General features: G+C 67.5%; 15 protein-coding genes. 4 read left to right on the top strand and 11 right to left on the bottom strand.

Features of this window, described 5'->3' with window-relative positions; genetic code table 11:
• Positions 1-101: 101 nt before the first annotated feature.
• Entirely contained in the window at positions 102-1,061 is a 960-nt protein-coding gene (locus tag ACQPYM_RS07080; RefSeq protein ID WP_433016671.1) for a phosphotransferase family protein, read from the bottom strand.
• A gap of 57 nt (positions 1,062-1,118) precedes the next feature.
• On the opposite strand from ACQPYM_RS07080, the gene ACQPYM_RS07075 reads away from it, so the two are divergent.
• The 3 genes from ACQPYM_RS07075 to ACQPYM_RS07065 all read left to right on the top strand — a co-directional run bounded on the left by ACQPYM_RS07075 (position 1,119) and on the right by ACQPYM_RS07065 (position 4,074).
• A complete protein-coding gene (locus ACQPYM_RS07075) occupies positions 1,119-1,796 on the top strand; it encodes a uridine kinase family protein (protein WP_433016668.1) in 678 nt (225 codons plus the stop codon).
• 111 nt (positions 1,797-1,907) lie between these two features.
• Positions 1,908-2,849, top strand: a complete 942-nt coding sequence (locus tag ACQPYM_RS07070) for a zinc metalloprotease (protein WP_433016665.1) — start codon at positions 1,908-1,910, stop codon at positions 2,847-2,849.
• Positions 2,850-2,904: 55 nt separating this feature from the next.
• Entirely contained in the window at positions 2,905-4,074 is a 1,170-nt protein-coding gene (locus ACQPYM_RS07065; RefSeq protein WP_433016662.1) for a D-alanyl-D-alanine carboxypeptidase family protein, read from the top strand.
• A gap of 4 nt (positions 4,075-4,078) precedes the next feature.
• Here the strand turns inward: ACQPYM_RS07065 and ACQPYM_RS07060 are convergent, their stop codons facing one another.
• From ACQPYM_RS07060 to ACQPYM_RS07020, 9 genes are all read right to left on the bottom strand, one after another.
• Complete coding sequence (locus tag ACQPYM_RS07060) at positions 4,079-5,212, bottom strand: YihY/virulence factor BrkB family protein (RefSeq protein WP_433016659.1); 1,134 nt, start codon at positions 5,210-5,212, stop codon at positions 4,079-4,081.
• A 28-nt stretch (positions 5,213-5,240) separates the two neighbouring features.
• Positions 5,241-5,753, bottom strand: coding sequence for a 2'-5' RNA ligase family protein (locus tag ACQPYM_RS07055; protein WP_433016656.1), 513 nt, complete (start codon positions 5,751-5,753; stop codon positions 5,241-5,243).
• A gap of 7 nt (positions 5,754-5,760) precedes the next feature.
• On the bottom strand, positions 5,761-6,837 hold the full coding sequence (trpS, locus tag ACQPYM_RS07050) for a tryptophan--tRNA ligase (protein ID WP_433016653.1): 1,077 nt from the start codon (positions 6,835-6,837) through the stop codon (positions 5,761-5,763).
• 81 nt (positions 6,838-6,918) lie between these two features.
• Positions 6,919-7,944 (bottom strand): iron-siderophore ABC transporter substrate-binding protein, encoded by a 1,026-nt coding sequence (locus ACQPYM_RS07045; protein WP_433016650.1) that lies wholly within the window; start codon positions 7,942-7,944, stop codon positions 6,919-6,921.
• A 69-nt stretch (positions 7,945-8,013) separates the two neighbouring features.
• A complete protein-coding gene (gene ngcE, locus ACQPYM_RS07040) occupies positions 8,014-9,363 on the bottom strand; it encodes an N-acetylglucosamine/diacetylchitobiose ABC transporter substrate-binding protein (RefSeq protein WP_433016647.1) in 1,350 nt (449 codons plus the stop codon).
• 84 nt (positions 9,364-9,447) lie between these two features.
• On the bottom strand, positions 9,448-10,344 hold the full coding sequence (locus tag ACQPYM_RS07035; RefSeq protein WP_433016644.1) for a carbohydrate ABC transporter permease: 897 nt from the start codon (positions 10,342-10,344) through the stop codon (positions 9,448-9,450).
• A 10-nt stretch (positions 10,345-10,354) separates the two neighbouring features.
• Positions 10,355-11,266 (bottom strand): carbohydrate ABC transporter permease, encoded by a 912-nt coding sequence (locus tag ACQPYM_RS07030; RefSeq protein ID WP_433016641.1) that lies wholly within the window; start codon positions 11,264-11,266, stop codon positions 10,355-10,357.
• Between the two features lie 85 nt (positions 11,267-11,351).
• On the bottom strand, positions 11,352-12,770 hold the full coding sequence (ngcE, locus tag ACQPYM_RS07025) for an N-acetylglucosamine/diacetylchitobiose ABC transporter substrate-binding protein (RefSeq protein ID WP_433016638.1): 1,419 nt from the start codon (positions 12,768-12,770) through the stop codon (positions 11,352-11,354).
• 23 nt (positions 12,771-12,793) lie between these two features.
• On the bottom strand, positions 12,794-13,594 hold the full coding sequence (locus tag ACQPYM_RS07020) for a sugar isomerase domain-containing protein (protein ID WP_433016635.1): 801 nt from the start codon (positions 13,592-13,594) through the stop codon (positions 12,794-12,796).
• 257 nt (positions 13,595-13,851) lie between these two features.
• On the opposite strand from ACQPYM_RS07020, the gene ACQPYM_RS07015 reads away from it, so the two are divergent.
• A complete protein-coding gene (locus ACQPYM_RS07015; protein WP_433016632.1) occupies positions 13,852-14,841 on the top strand; it encodes an N-acetylglucosamine kinase in 990 nt (329 codons plus the stop codon).
• 131 nt (positions 14,842-14,972) lie between these two features.
• On the opposite strand, the gene ACQPYM_RS07010 is transcribed toward ACQPYM_RS07015, so the two are convergent.
• The gene (locus ACQPYM_RS07010) at positions 14,973-15,350 is read right to left on the bottom strand and encodes a YciI family protein (protein ID WP_433016629.1); all 378 of its coding nucleotides are present in this window, start codon (positions 15,348-15,350) and stop codon (positions 14,973-14,975) included.
• Positions 15,351-15,408 lie beyond the last annotated feature (58 nt).

Raw genomic sequence — 15,408 nt, 5'->3', positions numbered from 1 at the left:
AATTCTATTGGTCTACGACCAGTCCATTGACGCAAGCCGCGGCCTCGATGTCAATGTCGTCGACCGCCGAACTGTCCAGAGTCGACCGGAAACGCAGCCGCTCAGTCGAGCAGGGCTGGCAGGCAGGCCTGGGCGGCGGCTCGGCGGGTGGCTTGCCATTCGGGGCTCTTCTGCCAGTAGTAGTGCGTCTGGGTCTCGGGAGCGAGCGCGACGATGTCGAAGGTGGTCAGCGCCAGGTGGATCTGTTCCCAGGCCGGGAGCGGTGCCGAGCGGTGTTCGGCGTACGACGTCCAGAGGTGGTGGCGGAGGTCGCCGTACGAGGTTTCGGCGGCCCAGCTGGTGCTGTCCCACTGGCTGCAGGTGAAGTCGACGATGGGAGACAGCACGCCTCCGAACCCCCAGTCGAGAACGCCGGTCAATGTCCCGGAGTCGTCCAGCAGGAGGTGTCCCTCGTGGAGGTCGCCGTGGGCGAGGACCGGGTCCATTGCTTCGACAGCTTCGAGGGCGTCGAGCAACGTCTTGCGCGCTGCTGGGCTGAGAGGTCCGGCGGCTTCGGTCAGGTGCTCGGCGCCGCCCAGGTCGCGGACTGGTGAATAGCAGTCGGCTGCGGTCGGGGGCGTGGCCGGTGGATCGGACCAGGCGTTGGCCCAGAGTCGCTGTGGGGTGCTGTTCACGTCGATTTCGTGGCTTGCCGCGAGCGCCGCGCCCAGCTGCTCGGCGATCGTTGGCAGCTGCTCCGGGGAGATCTCGCCGGGGCTGGAGCCTCGGAACCGGGTGACGGCGAAGAACGGGTACGGCGAGATGGCCGGCTCGTCCCACCGGCCGAGCAGCTTGGCGACGAGCGGGTGATCGACGGTCGAGTAGACGTCGCATTCGCGCTCGAGCTGGTCCACGATCGTGTGGTTGCGCGGGAAGAGGAACGCTCGGTCCTCGGTGAGGAGCACGTGTTTCGTGTAGCCGTCGAAGCGCGGTTCGATCGGCCCGTCGACCTCGCAGAGCTCCCTGAACCGCTTGAGCTGCGGCGGCACCAGCACAGCTGCGACCGCTTCCTCGTCATCCACAACTACCGTCTCCCATCGCCTCATCATAGGCGGCCGGCTTGGCAGACTGTGGGGGTGATGATGCGACCAGGACCCGGTGAGCAGGCGGTTGATTCGTGGCGGGCCGTTGCGCTCGCTGATCTCGCCGGGGTGGTGCGCGAGTGTGCCGGTGAGGTGCCATCTGGACGTCCTTGCATCGTCGCGGTCGATGGGCGCAGCGGGGGTGGCAAGTCCACACTCGCGCGGCGGCTGGCGGACGTCGTACCGGAGTCCGCGGTGGTTCACGTCGACGATGTCGCCTGGAACGCTCCGATGTTCGGGTGGGCCGAGCTTCTTGCCGACGGCGTACTGGAACCACTTCGACGGGGCGAAGCCGTCTCGTACCGTCCTCCGGCGTGGGAGGACCACGACCGCTCGGGCGCCATCGTCGTACCGTCCGGCCGGTCGATGGTGGTCGTCGAGGGCGTCGGCGCCGGCCGTCGGGAGCTCTCCGACCTGATCGACTGCCTGATCTGGGTCCAGTCCGACTACTCCGAAGCGGAGCGTCGCGGCCTCGCCCGGGACCTCGCCTCAGGCGTCAACGGCGACACCGAAGCAACCATCGCCTTCTGGCACACCTGGATGGCCGCCGAGAACCCGTTCCTCTCAGCCGACCGCCCCTGGGCCCGAGCCGACCTCATCACCGCCGGTTCCTCGCCCCAGGCCCAACCACCGAACACGGTCCTGATCGCGCCGCGCTCAGCGGGTTCGGCGTAGTACTGCCGTGGCACCTATCGGACAGTGAACGGCTTTGCACTCTGCGGAATGACGCTCAAAATCGGGTGGTCGGGCCGCCCGCCCCGCGGCCCATGATCCGAGGAGCGCTCTATGCGATCTCTCTTGACCCGCCCCCGCGCCCTGGCCGTGATCCTTGCCGGTACGGCGCTCGCCTTCAGCCCCCTCGGCGGCCAGGCCAACGCCAAGCTGCCGGCCGACCAGTTGACCAACCCGTGTTTCGAACCGGCCGAAGGGCCGTCGGCGCGTGGTGGTCACGGCCCTGACCACCGGGAGCTGTCCGCGGCCGAGCAGAAGGCCGTCGATGCGAAGACGGCGCAGTTGGTCGCCGCCAAGCAGGCTCGTGGACTCGCACCGAAGGCCGGCCGGCTCGCCGCCGCCAACGTGCCGGTCTATGTCCACGTGATGCGGAGCAGCAGCGGCGCCGGTGACGTCACGAACACGCAGATCAGCCGGCAGATCGCCGAGCTGAACCAGAACTTCGCCGGTGGCGAGTCGTCGGCCGCGGCGAACACCGGCTTCACGTTCACACTGGCCGGCACCTACCGGTACAACAACAGCACCTGGCACCGGGACGGCCAGAGTACGACGTACCGGTCGCAGACCCGCAAGGGCGGCAAGAACGCGCTCAACATCTGGCTGGTCAACTTCTCGTACCTCGGCATCGCGACCTGGCCCTGGGACTACGCGAGCAACCCGAAGATCGATGGCATCCGGGTGCAGTACACCTCACTGCCCGGCGGATCGGCCACGAACTTCAACCTCGGCAAGACGGCGACGCACGAGGCCGGTCACTGGTTCGGGCTCTACCACACCTTCCAGGGCGGCTGCACGAGCACGAACGACTCGGTAGCCGACACCCCGGCGCAAGGCAGCGCCAGCTCCGGCTGCCCGACTGGTCGCAACTCCTGCTCGCTGCCCGGCCTTGACCCGATCCACAACTACATGGACTACTCCTACGACTCCTGCTACAACCAGTTCACCCCGGGCCAGAGCACCAGGATCAGCAACGCCTGGACGGCGTACCGCGCCTGAGAGGTGTCTGCCCCTGCATGGCCTGGTGGACCGTGGGCCGTCTAGAGTGCCGCCGATGCGTGTCCTCCTGACGGCCTGCGCCACTGCGGTAGCCTCCACGGCTCTCGCGGTGACTGGTCCGCTTGCAGCGACCGCCGCCGACCAGGGTGTCAGTACTCCGGTCGGCGGCGCACAGCTGACCACGGAGCCGACGGTTGTCGCCGCTGGGGCGAAGCCGCCGGCCGTGCAGGCGTCGGCGTACGTGCTGGCTGACATCGATACCGGCGAGATACTGGCGGCCAAGGCGCCACACGCCAAGCTGCGGCCGGCCAGCACGCTCAAGACGCTCACTGCGCTGGTGCTGCTGCCGCGGCTCAACAAGGCCGACCAGGTTGTCGGCACCAACGAGGACGCCCGCATTGTCGGTAGCAAGGTCGGTGTGTACCCCGGCCTGACCTACAGCGTCGACCTGCTGTTCGAGGGGATGTTCCTGGGTTCCGGCAACGATGCGGTGAACGCCCTGGTGACCCACGACAAGGGCGGCGTACAGGGCACCATCCAGCGGATGAACCAGAAGGCCGCCGAGCTCGGTGCGCTGGACACGCATGTGACTGACCCGACCGGGCTGGATGCGGACGGGCAGTACTCGAGTGCGTACGACCTGGCGCTCTTTGCCCAGGCGGGGTTGCGGCGGCCGGACTTCGCGAAGTACGCGGCGACGAAGTTCACGAACTTCCCGCTGGCGAAGAAGGGCGGCACCTACCAGGTCGCCAACCAGAACAAGCTGCTGTTCAAGTACGACGGCGCCGTCGGCGTGAAGACCGGCTACACCACCCTGGCCCGCAACACCTTCATCGGAGCCGCCCGCCGCAACGGCCACACCCTGGTCGTCACCCTGATGAACTCCCCCCACGGCATCACCGAAGACGCCACCAAACTCCTCAACTGGGGCTTCACCTCGTACGACGCCCTGACCCCGGTCGGCACCCTGGTGAAGCCGGCTGCCGCCGCACCCCCGAAAACCACCGAGGGCACCGGCCCCAACACCTCCAAGAAGGCCCCAGCCCTCCCACCCCGCCGCAACCGCCCAGCCCTGGTCGCAGCCGCAGTAGTCCACTCAGTAGCCTTCAGACTCCCCGAGTGGACCTACGCCGCCCCAGCGTTCCTCCTACTCCCCCTCTTCCTCCGCCGGCCCAAAGCCCTACGCGCCCGAGCCAAAGCAGCGTCAAGGTCCCGGCGCCACTAGTACGTCAGCGTTTGATGGAGCGGGCTGCTCGGGTTAGGTGGACTGTCAGGGCTGTGGCGGTGGCGCCTAGGAGGGCGCCGGCGGCTACTGCGACGGTGTCGGCCTTGCGGGCTGGGATGGGGATTACCTTGTATTTCTTGCCGGGTGGTCCTGGCAGGAGGTCGCCGTCCTTGGTTGGGGGAACGGGCGACGAGTCGCGACGGGTGTGGGCGACGTTCGGGGTGGTGTCGGGGTCTGTTTCGAAGGGCATGGCGGCTCGGGCTGCTTCTTCGGCTTCGCCGGTGTGCCAGCGGTGGTCGAGGGTGGCTTCCTTGGTCCAGGCGGCGATCAGCATGATGACCCGGGTCATCAGGTAGATCCACACCAGCAGGGCCAGCGGGAGGGCCAGGGTGCCGTACGCCGCGTTGTTGCCCATCACGTTCTTGACGTAGCTGTTGCCCAACTGCTGGGCGAGGTAGAAGACGATGCCGCCGGCCAGGGCTGCGATCAGGGCTACCTTGCGCGGCAGGATGATTCGGGGCATGGCGGTCTGCAGGTAGAGGAACAGCACCCCACCCGCGCCGATACCGACGACGATGCTGAACAGGGTGATGCCCCAGTTCGCCAGCCAGGTGCCGTCGAGGCCGGCCCATTCGACGATGTTGTCCGACAGTCCGACCAGGATCGAGGACGCGCCGGTGGCGATCAGGCCGATGACGCCGAGGCCGATCAGGGCGCCGAGATCGATGAGCTTCAGCTTGACGATGTTGCCCGGCTGGTCGTCCAGCTCGTGCATCGAACGGATCGAGGCGCGCAGCGAGTCGATCCAGCCCAGCCCGGTCAGCAACAGCGTGGCACCGGAGATCAGTCCGATGGTGGCGGCGTTGCTGATCAGCGCGTCCAGGTCGATCTGGTCGCCGATCCCCGGCAGGTTCGTCTTGATCGCCGTCTTCAGCCGCTCCACCGCGGCCTGGCTCAGGAACTCACCGGTGACCGCGGCGGACAGCACGATCAGCGGGAACATCGACAGGAAGCCGAAGAAGCTCGTCGCACCCGCCAACCGGTTGCCGCGCCGATCGCCGTACCGTTTCCAGGCCCGCCACAGCTGTGTCCGGCTGAAACGCGCCCAGACCGCTTTGCCCCGATCCTTGATCCCCATGCGGCTCCTGTACCCCGGGTAAGGAGTCCTACCCTGCCAGCGGGAACGACCGCTGCGGCCGCCACACGCCGTCGGCGCCGTGCTCGTACCGGCTGAACTCCGCCACGTCGAAGGCGCAGTCATACTCCGCCAGGGCGTCGTACGCGCGGTCCAGTGCGGCCTTCTCCAGGTCGTGGGCCACCGTGACGTGCGGGTGGTACGGGAAACGCAGCTCGACCTCCAGTGGGCCGGACCGCACCTGCGACTGCAGCACCTCGCAGGAGGAGATCCCCTCGGCCAGGGGCACGAACACGACCGGCGAGATCGGCCGGAAGGTCGCCGTACCGCGCAGCCGGATCCGGAAGCTCGGGAACCGGGCCGCCACCTCCAGCAGGTGTTCGTCGATCGCGGCCAGCTGGTCGTCGGCCACCTCGGTCGGGGGCAGCAGCGTGACGTGGGTCGGGATCGACGACGCCATCGGATCGCCGAACTCGGCCCGGTACTTCTGCAGCTCGGTGCCGTAGGGTTCCGCGATCGGGATCGCTACACCGATCGTCGCCATCCGGGGCCTACCGGCCCAGCTCGGAGGTCACCGGGGGGCCGGGCACGAACCCGAGCCGGTCGTAGACCCGCTGCAGCGTCGGCTCGGTCACGGCGCGAGCGCGCTCGGCTCCCGCCGCCAGGATGGAGTCCAGCTGGGCCTTGTCGTCCAGGTAGCCGAGCGTCTTCTCCCGGAACGGGGTGACGAACTCGACCACCTGCTCGGCCAGGTCCTTCTTGAAGTCGCCGTAGCCACGGCCGGCGTACTCGTCCTCGAGCTCGCTGATCTTCTTGCCGCTGAGCGCGGAGTAGATGGTCAGCAGGTTCGCCACGCCGGCCTTGTTCTCCGGGTCGAAGATCACGTCCCGGCCGGAGTCGGTGACGGCGGACCGGATCTTCTTCGCGCTCACCTTCGGGTCGTCCAGCAGGTCGATGATGCCGCCGGGTGAGGACGACGACTTGCTCATCTTCGCGCCCGGCTCCTGCAGGTCGGAGATCTTGGCGGTCTCCTTGACGATGTACGGCTCCGGCAGCCGGAAGGTCTTGCCGAACCGGTGGTTGAAGCGCTGCGCCAGGTCGCGGGTCAGCTCCAGGTGCTGGCGCTGGTCCTCGCCGACCGGGACGCGCTCGGTCTGGTAGAGCAGGATGTCGGCGGCCTGCAGGATCGGGTAGGTGAACAGCCCGACGGTGGCGCGGTCGGCGCCACCCTTGGCCGACTTGTCCTTGAACTGGGTCATCCGGCTGGCCTCGCCGAAGCCGGTCAGGCAGCCGAGCACCCAGCCGAGCTGGGCGTGCTCAGGCACGTGCGACTGGACGAACAGCGTCGACCGGTCCGGGTCGATCCCGGCGGCCAGCAGCTGAGCGACCGACCGGCGGGTGCGCTCGCGCAGTACCTTCGGGTCGTACTCGACCGTGATCGCGTGCAGATCGACCACGCAGTAGAACGCGTCGTGGTCGTCCTGCAGCGCCACCCACTGGCGAACCGCGCCCAGATAGTTGCCGAAGTGGAAGGAGTCCGCGGTCGGCTGGATCCCGGAGAGGACGCGTGGACGCCGCCCGGATCCGGTGGCCGGCACAGGGGCATCGTCGGAGGCGGCTGCAGACATGAGCCCGATTCTGCCAGCGCCCAGGCTCTCCCCCACACCCGGGCGCCCTCCACTTGGCCATAAGGCCGAAATTATGGCCTTCTAGGTGGTCGCGGGGTCGCCGTCGATGGCCTTGGCTAGTTGGGGGACCAGTTGGTCGATGACGATGGGGAGGCTGAGGACGGAGACGAAGCTGGTGGCACCGTACAGGTCGTTGTCGTAGTCCTCTTCGATGAAGACGTCGCGGCCCTGCTTGCGGACGTTCAGGGCCTTGTAGACCTTGTCCTCCTTGAGCTTCTGGGTGCCGCCCTTGCCGGGGAACCAGACGATCGCCTGCTGGTCCAGCAGGGCCGCCTTCTCGGTGCTGATGTTGGCGCCGAACTTGCCCCCGATCGCCTTGTCCAGATCGGCCGGCAGGGTGAAGCCGAGGTCGGTCAGCACCCGCGAGCGCGGGTCCTGGCTGCCGTAGATGAAGTAGCCCTCGTACGGCGAGGCCATCAGCGCGGTCTTGCCCTTGAACTCGGGGTGCTCGGTGCGGACCTTCTCGAACCGCGCCTCGATCCCCTTCACCAGCTCCTCGGCCTCCTTGGACTTGCCGACCGCCTGACCGACGGTCTTGGTCACGTCCTGCCACGCCACGCTGTAGTCCGGCGGACCGGGCAGCTGCGCGACCGTCGGGGCCAGCGCGCTCAGCTTCTGGTAGTCCTCGGCGGTGATTCCGGCGTACAGGCCGATGATCAGGTCGGGGCGCAGCGCGGCGATCTTCTCGAACTGGATGCCGTCCTTGTCCTTGAGCACCTGCGGCAGCGTGCCGTCACCGAGCTTCGCCTTGGCCCACGGGAACAGCGCGCCCGGCTTCTCACCGAACCACTCGGTGGTGGCGACCGGCGTCACACCGAGCGCCAGCAGCGCGTCCTGCTCGACCAGGCCGACGACGACGATCCGCTGCGGCGCGGACTTGATCTCGGCGGTGCCGAACTTGTTCTTGATCGAGACCGGGAAGGCACCGGCTTCGGCGCCGGCCTGCGGCTGGGCGGCCGCGTCCTTCTGGTCACCGCCACCGCAGGCGCTGAGCGCGAGCAACGGCAGAGCGACCAGCAGCGCGAGCGGCCGGAGGATGGAGCGCATGGCGGAACCTCACAGTCGGTATTAGGTTGCCCTAACCTAACTCAACCCGGGTTCCCGCAAGAACAGATCTCAGCCCCGCCGGTACTTCGTGACCGACTCGTCCTGCTTGAGCTTGTCGGCCGCAGCCTGGATCTGCGCGGACCAGTCGTTGCGCTCCAGCCGCCCGGACAGGAAGGCCCCGGTCGCCTCCGCGGCCACCTTGCCGAGCTCGGGGTACCAGTCCGCGAAGTACCAGGTGATCGTCTGGTCCCCGGCAGCCGTCAGGAGATCCCGCGCCGACCGGAGCGCAGTACTGAGCTCCAGTCCGTCAGCCGCACCCCGTACTACGGTCAGCTGGTTGCTCTCGGCGGTCACCTGGGCCGCCACGTCCTTGGACAGCATGGCTCGGAGGTACTCGAGGCCGCCCGGCTTGTTCGCGGCCTTCTCCGGCACCAGCAGTGGCGAGGCGGGCGCAACATGCAGACCACGCGGCAGGGCCGGCGACGTGTCCAGCGGTGGCAGGGCGAACATGGTCAGCCCGAAACCGGCCGGGATGACCGCCTTCATCTCGTTCTCCAGCCAGTTGCCGCAGGGCAGCAGCCCGGCCTTGGAGGTCAGCAGCCGGCTCTGCGAGCCGAGATGATCCAGCTGCGAGCTGCCCTTCGCGATCAGCCCGCGCTTGACCAGCTCCCCGAAGGCGGCGATCGCCACGGTGACCGACTTGTTGAGCCAGGCGCCGGTGTCCAGGTTGTCGATCCGCTTGAGCACGTCGTGGCCGCCGGTCTTCGCGGCCAGGGTCAGGATCGCTTCCAGCGCGTAGTACGGGTGCTTGCCCGCGTAGGTGAAGGGGTCGAGCTTGGCCTTTTTCATTTCGTTGCCCAAGGCCAGCAGTTCGGGCCAGGTGCGGGGCACGTCCCAGCCGTGCTTCTGGAACAGCTGGGTGGAGTACCAGAAACCGTAGACGGTGGTGATGTAGTTGATCGCGCGGAGCGTGCCCTCGTACCGTCCGGCGTCGAGCATGCCGGGGAGCAGGACGTCCTTCGCGGCCACGTTCTTGTGGTCCCACGACGGGGCGGTGAGCACCGCCTTCAGATCCGCGAGCTGGCCTTCCTTGACCAGCCGGCCGATCGGGAGCGCCCTGTCACCGGAGTTGAAGACGACGTCGGGCGGGGTGCCGGCCGAGAACCGCGGCTGCAGCACATCCCGGAGTTTCTTGCTGACCGGGGCGGTGACGGTCGCATGCGGATACTTCCGCCGGTACGCCGGTGCGCCGTACCCGCCGAACTCCTCAGCCACCACCACCTCGAGCGCGGCCTCACCCGAGACCTTGAAGGGGTTGCCCGGGTCGGGTTTGACCGGCGGCTGGCTGCTCCCGGAAGAACACCCGGTCAGCGCGGCACCGGCGAGCGCGCCCTGCAGGATCGTCCGACGTTTCAGCATTTCGGCAGAGTAGTACGTCAGCGGTGGTGTGGGGGCCAAAGAAAAGCCGACCGCCCCGGGAGGAGGGGCGGTCGGCGGGGAGGGCTACTTGAGGGTCGCGCCGGTGAGGCCGGCCTGGACCTGGCGGTAGAAGACCAGGTAGACAGCGACCACCGGAACCATGGCGATGGTGAGGGCGGCGAACAGAATGCCCCACTCGTTTTCGTAGCGTTGGCTGCCCAGCAGAGTAGCGATGCCCTGGGACAGCACCGGCTTCTCCGGCGACAGGAAGGCCGGGAGGACGAACTGGTTGAACTGGCCGAGCACGTTGAAGATGCCGACGCTGATCAGGCCGGGCTTGGCCATCGGCAGCATCACCCGGAAGAACGTGGTCGTGTGCGACGCGCCGTCCACCAGCGCGGCCTCGGCGATCGAGGTCGGCAGGGTGCGGAAGAACGCGTGCATGAAGAAGACCGTGAACGGCAGCGAGTAGGCGATGTAGACCAGGATCAGGCCCTGGTACGTCGACACCATGCCGAAGCCCTTGACCACGAAGAACAGCGGCACGATCGCCAGGAAGGTCGGGAACATCATCCCGGCGGCGAACAGGTAGTAGATGAAGCGGTTGCCGGGGAACTCGTAGCGGGCCAGCACGTAGGCCACCATCGAGCCGAACAGCATGGTGCCGAACACACCGCCGGTGACCACCACGACGCTGTTCATCAGGTAGTCGCCGACGCCCTTGTCCCAGGCCTTGGCGAAGTTGTCGAACAGCAGTTCCTTCGGCAGCGCCCACGGGTTGTCGCCGAAGATCTCGCCGGTGCTCTTCAGCGAGGCGATCAGCGCCCAGACGAAGGGCACGACCACCAGGATGCTCCAGGCGATCAGCACCGTGTGGGAGAACACGTTCACCGGGCTGAAGGCACGGTCCTTGGCGCCGACCGGCTGGAGTTTCGGCGCAGGCGCCGACCGGGTGCCCTCGACGTCTATTTGCAGTGTCATATCCGGCCCCTCAGTATTCGATCCGGTCGCGCCGGGTGGCCCGGAGCATCACTGCGGCGATCAGCAGGGTCAGGAAGAACAGCACGACACCCATCGCGGAGGCGTAGCCGGCCCGGCCGTACTGGAAGCCGTTGTCGGCGATCTGCAGCCCCATCACCTGGGTGGCGTTGTCCGGCCCGCCCGGTCCGGCCGTCATCACCGCGACCAGCGCGTAGGCGTCCAGCGCCAGGATGGCCAGGTATACCCAGGCCGTCTGGATGGTGTCCCACAGCAGCGGCAGCGTGATCCGGTAGAACGTCGCGAACCGGCCCGCACCATCGATGATCGCGGCCTCGAAGATGTCCTTCGGAATCCCCGACATGGCCGCGTTGAACAGCACCAGGTAGAAGCCGACGCTGCCCCAGACCATCACCCACATCACGCAGTACAGCGCGATGTCGGGACTGGCCAGGTACTGCGAGGTGCCCAGGCCGAGCTTCTTGGTCACGGTGTTGGCCAGACCGTTGTCGGTCGACGTCATCACCACCGACCAGATCACCGCGATGACCGGGACCGACAGCACCTGGGGCATGAAGAACGCCAGCTTGTAGAAGCCGTTGCCCCGGACTCCCTGCACGCCCGCGCTGTTCGACCGGCCGCCGACGTTCAGCAGGTAGGCGAAGACCAGCGCGAGGAAGATGGTGATCAGTGGGACACCGATCAGCAGGATGACGTTGTGTCCGAGCGCCTGCCGGAACACGGTGTCGCGGGCCAGCGTCTGGAAGTTCTCCAGGCCCACGAACTCGAACTTCGGCGAAATGCCGGTCCAGTCGGTCAGCGAGTAGTAGAACGCCTGGACGAACGGCGAGATCACGAAGATCGCATACAACGCCAGGGGAATCACGAGGAAACTCGCGACGAACCGATAGCTGCCGTGCCGCATCTCTCTCCTTACAACAGCGCAGGGGGCGGAGGATCGACTCCGTGGATCACATCCGCCCCCGGCACAGCTCACATGGGCAACGGACTCAGGTACGAGACTGCTTGACGGTCTTCGGGTCCTTGGCCGTGTCGTCGGCGATCTTCTGGGCACGGTTGCAGAACTCGTCGGCCGTGATGCGGGCGGCGGCAAGCTCTCCCCACACGCTACGGATCGGCTTGTCCATCGTCGAGTACCACGCGGCGAAGTACGTCGTCCAGTTGTTCTCGCCGCCGGACTTCAGCAGCGCGCTCGCGGACGAGGCACCCGGGCTGAGCTTGAGGCCCTCGCCGGCTCCCTTGACCACGGTCGGGGAACCGGTCAGCTCGGTGAACTTGCCGGCCGCTTCCTTCGACAGCATGATCCGCAGGAACTCCAGGCCGCCGGCCTTGTTCTTCGCCTTCTCCGGGACGATGAACGGCTCACCGGCGGCGATCTGGGTGCAGTCGGCCGGCAGCTTCGAGCCGTCCAGCAGCGGGGTGAAGGCCGCGGTGGTCTCGAAGTCCTTGGGAGCGACGGGCTTCTGCTCGTTCTCCAGCCAGGAGCCGGACGGGATGAACGCGGCCTTGCCCTGGTTCCAGGCGGTCTGGGACTGGATGTGGTCCAGGCCCTCCGTGCCCTGCAGGAAGTAGCCCTTGCGCTTGATCTCCAGGATCGCCTCGGCGGCGGCCTTGACCGACTCGTGCTTCCACGCGTTCGGCTCGAGTTGGTCGATCGCCTTGATGACGTCGTGGCCACCGTGCTTGACGGCCATGTCCATCATCACCTGGCCGATGTAGTACGGGTGCTTGCCCTGGTGGGCCATCGGCGCGATCCCGGTCTTCTTGATCTTCTCGCACAGGTCGAGGAACTCCTGCCAGGTCTTGGCGGGCTCCCAGCCGTTCTTGGCGAACAGCGGCTTGTTGTACCAGATCGCGTAGACGGTCAGCACGTAGTTGAGCAGCAACGGCTTGCCGCTCAGCTGGGCCGCCTCGAGCGTGATCGGCTCGACCGAGTCGCGGACCTTCTTGTTCGGGTCGTCGATCGAGGCGGCGTCGAACAGCTGGGTCAGGTCGGCGAGCTGACCGGTGGTGGCCAGCGTCGACGCCGGCAGCGCCGAGGCGCCGGAGTTGTCGATCACGTCCGGTGGGTTGCCGCCGTTGAAGCGCGGCTGCAGCTGCGGGGTGATGTCGGTGATCCCGGCGTGCTTGATCGCCGCCTCGGGGAACTTCTTCTTGTACAGCTCCTCGTGGGCCTTGGCGTAGTCGTCGCCGTAACCGCCCTTGAAGATCACCACGTCCAGCGGATCGGCCGCCTTGACGCCGAACGGGTTCTCCGCCGTCTTGTCTGCGCCACCGCCACCGGTGTTTTCGTCGCCGCCACCGCTCGCGCAGGCCGAGAGCAGCGTCGCGCCGCCGGAGGCCATCAGGGTGCCGACCGCCGCGCGCTGCAGGAACAGCCGCCGCGACAGGTTGTTGGGAGTGGTCATGGGTCCCGCCTTCCGAGAGTGTTTCAAGCAGTACGCCGGATCCGGCCGGCGTACTGTGCTTCAAGGGCGTGGTTGTGGTCGTCGCCGCCCGGGATGTTCGCGGACAGGTAGACCGGTGGCTTCTCGCCGGCCTCGGTCAGCCGGCGCAGAACCTCAGCGACCAGCATCTGCGCGATCAGCGCGGCGGTGATGGACGACACGGCGCAGACCTTGCCACCAGTGGGCAGATCGAGCACGGAGTCGCCGTACGGAGCATGGTTGTCGAGCACCACGTCGGCGAAGTCGATCAACTTCTGGCCGGACGGGTGCCGCGAGTCCACCCCGCTGGTGTGCTGCAGCGAGGTGATCGCGATCAGGGGGTGACCCTTCTCCTTCACCACCGAGGCGAGCTCGACGATCGAGCCGTTCACGCCGGAGTTGGAAGCGATCACGAACAGGTCGCCCGGTCGGGCCGCGGACAGTTCGTAGAGCTTGCGGGAGTACGACGGGTCGCGCTCGAGCTCGCCACCACGCAGCAGCTCGACCGGTTCACCGCCGAGCAGGACGAGGTCGCGCAACGCGATCCGGTTGGTGGCGATCAGGCCACCCGCGCGGCCGGCGATCTCCATCGCCAGCGCCTCGGAGTGGCCGGAGCCGAAGGCCTGGATGACGCCGTTGGCGCGCAGCGAGGTGGCGACCAGATCGGCGGCCGCTTGGATCGGCCCGTCGATCTGCGCGGTCACCGCGGCCATGATCGGAGTGAGCGCATGAACAAAGGCGTGCGCGCTCAGAGCTGTTCCGTCCCCGTTGCCGGCCTGGTCGCTGCCGTCTGCCGTGCTGGCCATCAGCGGCCCCACCCCTCGACTAAATTGATCGCCGCGACACTCCTGGTGCCGACAAGTGCGCAAGTTTGCGGTTTGCTGGACAGAACTTTTCTCACCTGACAGCTAAAGTCAAGGCTCATCTCACTCTTCTTCCCAGATCGGGACCGTTGCGTGACCTTGTCCATTATTGTTCACGACTAGACCCTTTCGAGCAGTTTGGAGCATTGCTTATGTCGGTCGAACGCCCACTCGCGCAACCAAGGGAATCAGTGGTCTTGATGCCAGCATCCACACTGGTCCTGGGCGGCGACCTCGGCGGCACCTCCACCCGGATCGTGATCGCGGACCATGAGGGCAACGTAATCGGTCGCGGCGCGGCAGCGGGCGGAAATCCGACCAGCCACCCGGCCAGCGCCGCGGCCAACTTCGGACAGGCTATTCACCAGGCGCTGCAAGGTCTCGATCCCGCGCTGGTGAAGACCGCGGTGATCGGCGCGGCGGGCGGATCGGCACTGTCCAACCCGGGTGTCCGGGCCCAGTTCGACGCGGCCTGGAGCGGTGCCGGCCTGATCTGCGAGGCCGACTACATCGGCGATCTGGAGGTGGCTTTCGCCTCCGGTACGCCGGAGGCTGACGGCACCGTGCTCATCGCGGGCACCGGATCGGCCGCCGGGCTGGTCCGCGACCACCGGCTGACCCGGACGGCCGACGGCCACGGCTGGCTGCTCGGTGACGACGGCTCCGGCTTCTGGCTCGGCCGGGAGGCAATGCGCAGCCTGCTGCGCGCTCTCGATCTGGGCGAGCCGATCGGGCTCCTCGGCGAGGCCGTAGTACAGGCTGTACTACCGGACCGCGATCCGGGTGCTGTCGCGCAGCGTGAAGGCTATGACCGGCTCCGTGACGACCTGATCCGGACCGTGAACGCGCGTCCGCCGGTCCTGCTGGCCGAGTTGGCCCGGGTGGTCGTGGCGGCCTACGACCAGAATGACAAGACCGCCCACGCCTTGGTGAAACGCGCAGCCGAACTGCTCACAGAAACGGTCAGCCGGCTCAGGACAACGTCGGACAACGGCCCGATGGTGCTCGCCGGCAGTGTTGCGGGTGAATCGTCGCCGGTCGGCAAACTGCTGCGGCAAAGCATTCACGAGCACTTCGACGGCGAGGTCCTGACCGCCCGGGACGGCGTGGGCGGAGCGACCTGGCTGGCACTGGGCGTCCTCGACCCGGCACTCGCCACCCGCTCCAACCACGCCCGCCTGGTCAGCTGACGACTACTCAGCGCGACCGGACCGCCCCCACTCACCAACCTCACCTGATCGCACCCGGCTACGCGCGCACCGGCGTGCGCCGGCGTGGGAGCGGCGGGTTTGTGAGTGGGGGCGGTCCGTGGGTGCGGCCACTAGGTCGCGATCGGGCGAACCTCGACGGCGTAGAACTCGGCTTCGGGGATGCGGGCGGCGATCTCCTCGGCTCGCTCGGGAGTGTCGACGTCGACGATGAAGACGCCGGCCAGTTGCTCCTTCGCTTCGGAGTACGGGCCGTCGGTGGTGGCCCGGACGCCCTCGCGGACGCGGACCACCTTGGTCTGGCGCGGTGAGGCCAGCGGTTCGGCCGCCACCAGCTCGCCGCGCTCGGTCAGCTCCGCGAGCAGCTTCTCCAGCTGCGCCGACAGCAGCTCCCGGGCCGACTTGGGCAGTTTCCTGCCCTCCTCGGTGTGCAGGAAGGACGGATGTCCCCAGGTCACCGGGTTGCTGTGGATCAAGAGCAGGTACTTCATGGTCGTTCCTCTCCGTCGAAGGGATCTTCGCAGCAGAGGTCGGAGGGATGCGGGGCTC

It is taken from the genome of Kribbella sp. CA-294648, assembly GCF_050943845.1.
In the GTDB taxonomy this organism is placed as follows: domain Bacteria; phylum Actinomycetota; class Actinomycetes; order Propionibacteriales; family Kribbellaceae; genus Kribbella.
The sequence above is the reverse complement of the archived record's forward strand: the minus strand, read 5'-3'. Positions and strand labels throughout refer to the sequence as shown.

Coding starts and splice junctions, on each gene's coding strand:
- ngcE (WP_433016647.1), bottom strand. CDS start 9,363: ATGCTGAAACGTCGGACGATCCTGCAGGGCGCGCTCGCCGGTGCCGCG.
- ACQPYM_RS07035 (WP_433016644.1), bottom strand. CDS start 10,344: ATGACACTGCAAATAGACGTCGAGGGCACCCGGTCGGCGCCTGCGCCG.
- ACQPYM_RS07045 (WP_433016650.1), bottom strand. CDS start 7,944: ATGCGCTCCATCCTCCGGCCGCTCGCGCTGCTGGTCGCTCTGCCGTTG.
- ACQPYM_RS07010 (WP_433016629.1), bottom strand. CDS start 15,350: ATGAAGTACCTGCTCTTGATCCACAGCAACCCGGTGACCTGGGGACAT.
- trpS (WP_433016653.1), bottom strand. CDS start 6,837: ATGTCTGCAGCCGCCTCCGACGATGCCCCTGTGCCGGCCACCGGATCC.
- ACQPYM_RS07060 (WP_433016659.1), bottom strand. CDS start 5,212: ATGGGGATCAAGGATCGGGGCAAAGCGGTCTGGGCGCGTTTCAGCCGG.
- ACQPYM_RS07030 (WP_433016641.1), bottom strand. CDS start 11,266: ATGCGGCACGGCAGCTATCGGTTCGTCGCGAGTTTCCTCGTGATTCCC.
- ACQPYM_RS07020 (WP_433016635.1), bottom strand. CDS start 13,594: ATGGCCAGCACGGCAGACGGCAGCGACCAGGCCGGCAACGGGGACGGA.
- ACQPYM_RS07070 (WP_433016665.1), top strand. CDS start 1,908: ATGCGATCTCTCTTGACCCGCCCCCGCGCCCTGGCCGTGATCCTTGCC.
- ACQPYM_RS07055 (WP_433016656.1), bottom strand. CDS start 5,753: ATGGCGACGATCGGTGTAGCGATCCCGATCGCGGAACCCTACGGCACC.
- ACQPYM_RS07075 (WP_433016668.1), top strand. CDS start 1,119: ATGATGCGACCAGGACCCGGTGAGCAGGCGGTTGATTCGTGGCGGGCC.
- ACQPYM_RS07015 (WP_433016632.1), top strand. CDS start 13,852: ATGCCAGCATCCACACTGGTCCTGGGCGGCGACCTCGGCGGCACCTCC.
- ACQPYM_RS07065 (WP_433016662.1), top strand. CDS start 2,905: ATGCGTGTCCTCCTGACGGCCTGCGCCACTGCGGTAGCCTCCACGGCT.
- ngcE (WP_433016638.1), bottom strand. CDS start 12,770: ATGACCACTCCCAACAACCTGTCGCGGCGGCTGTTCCTGCAGCGCGCG.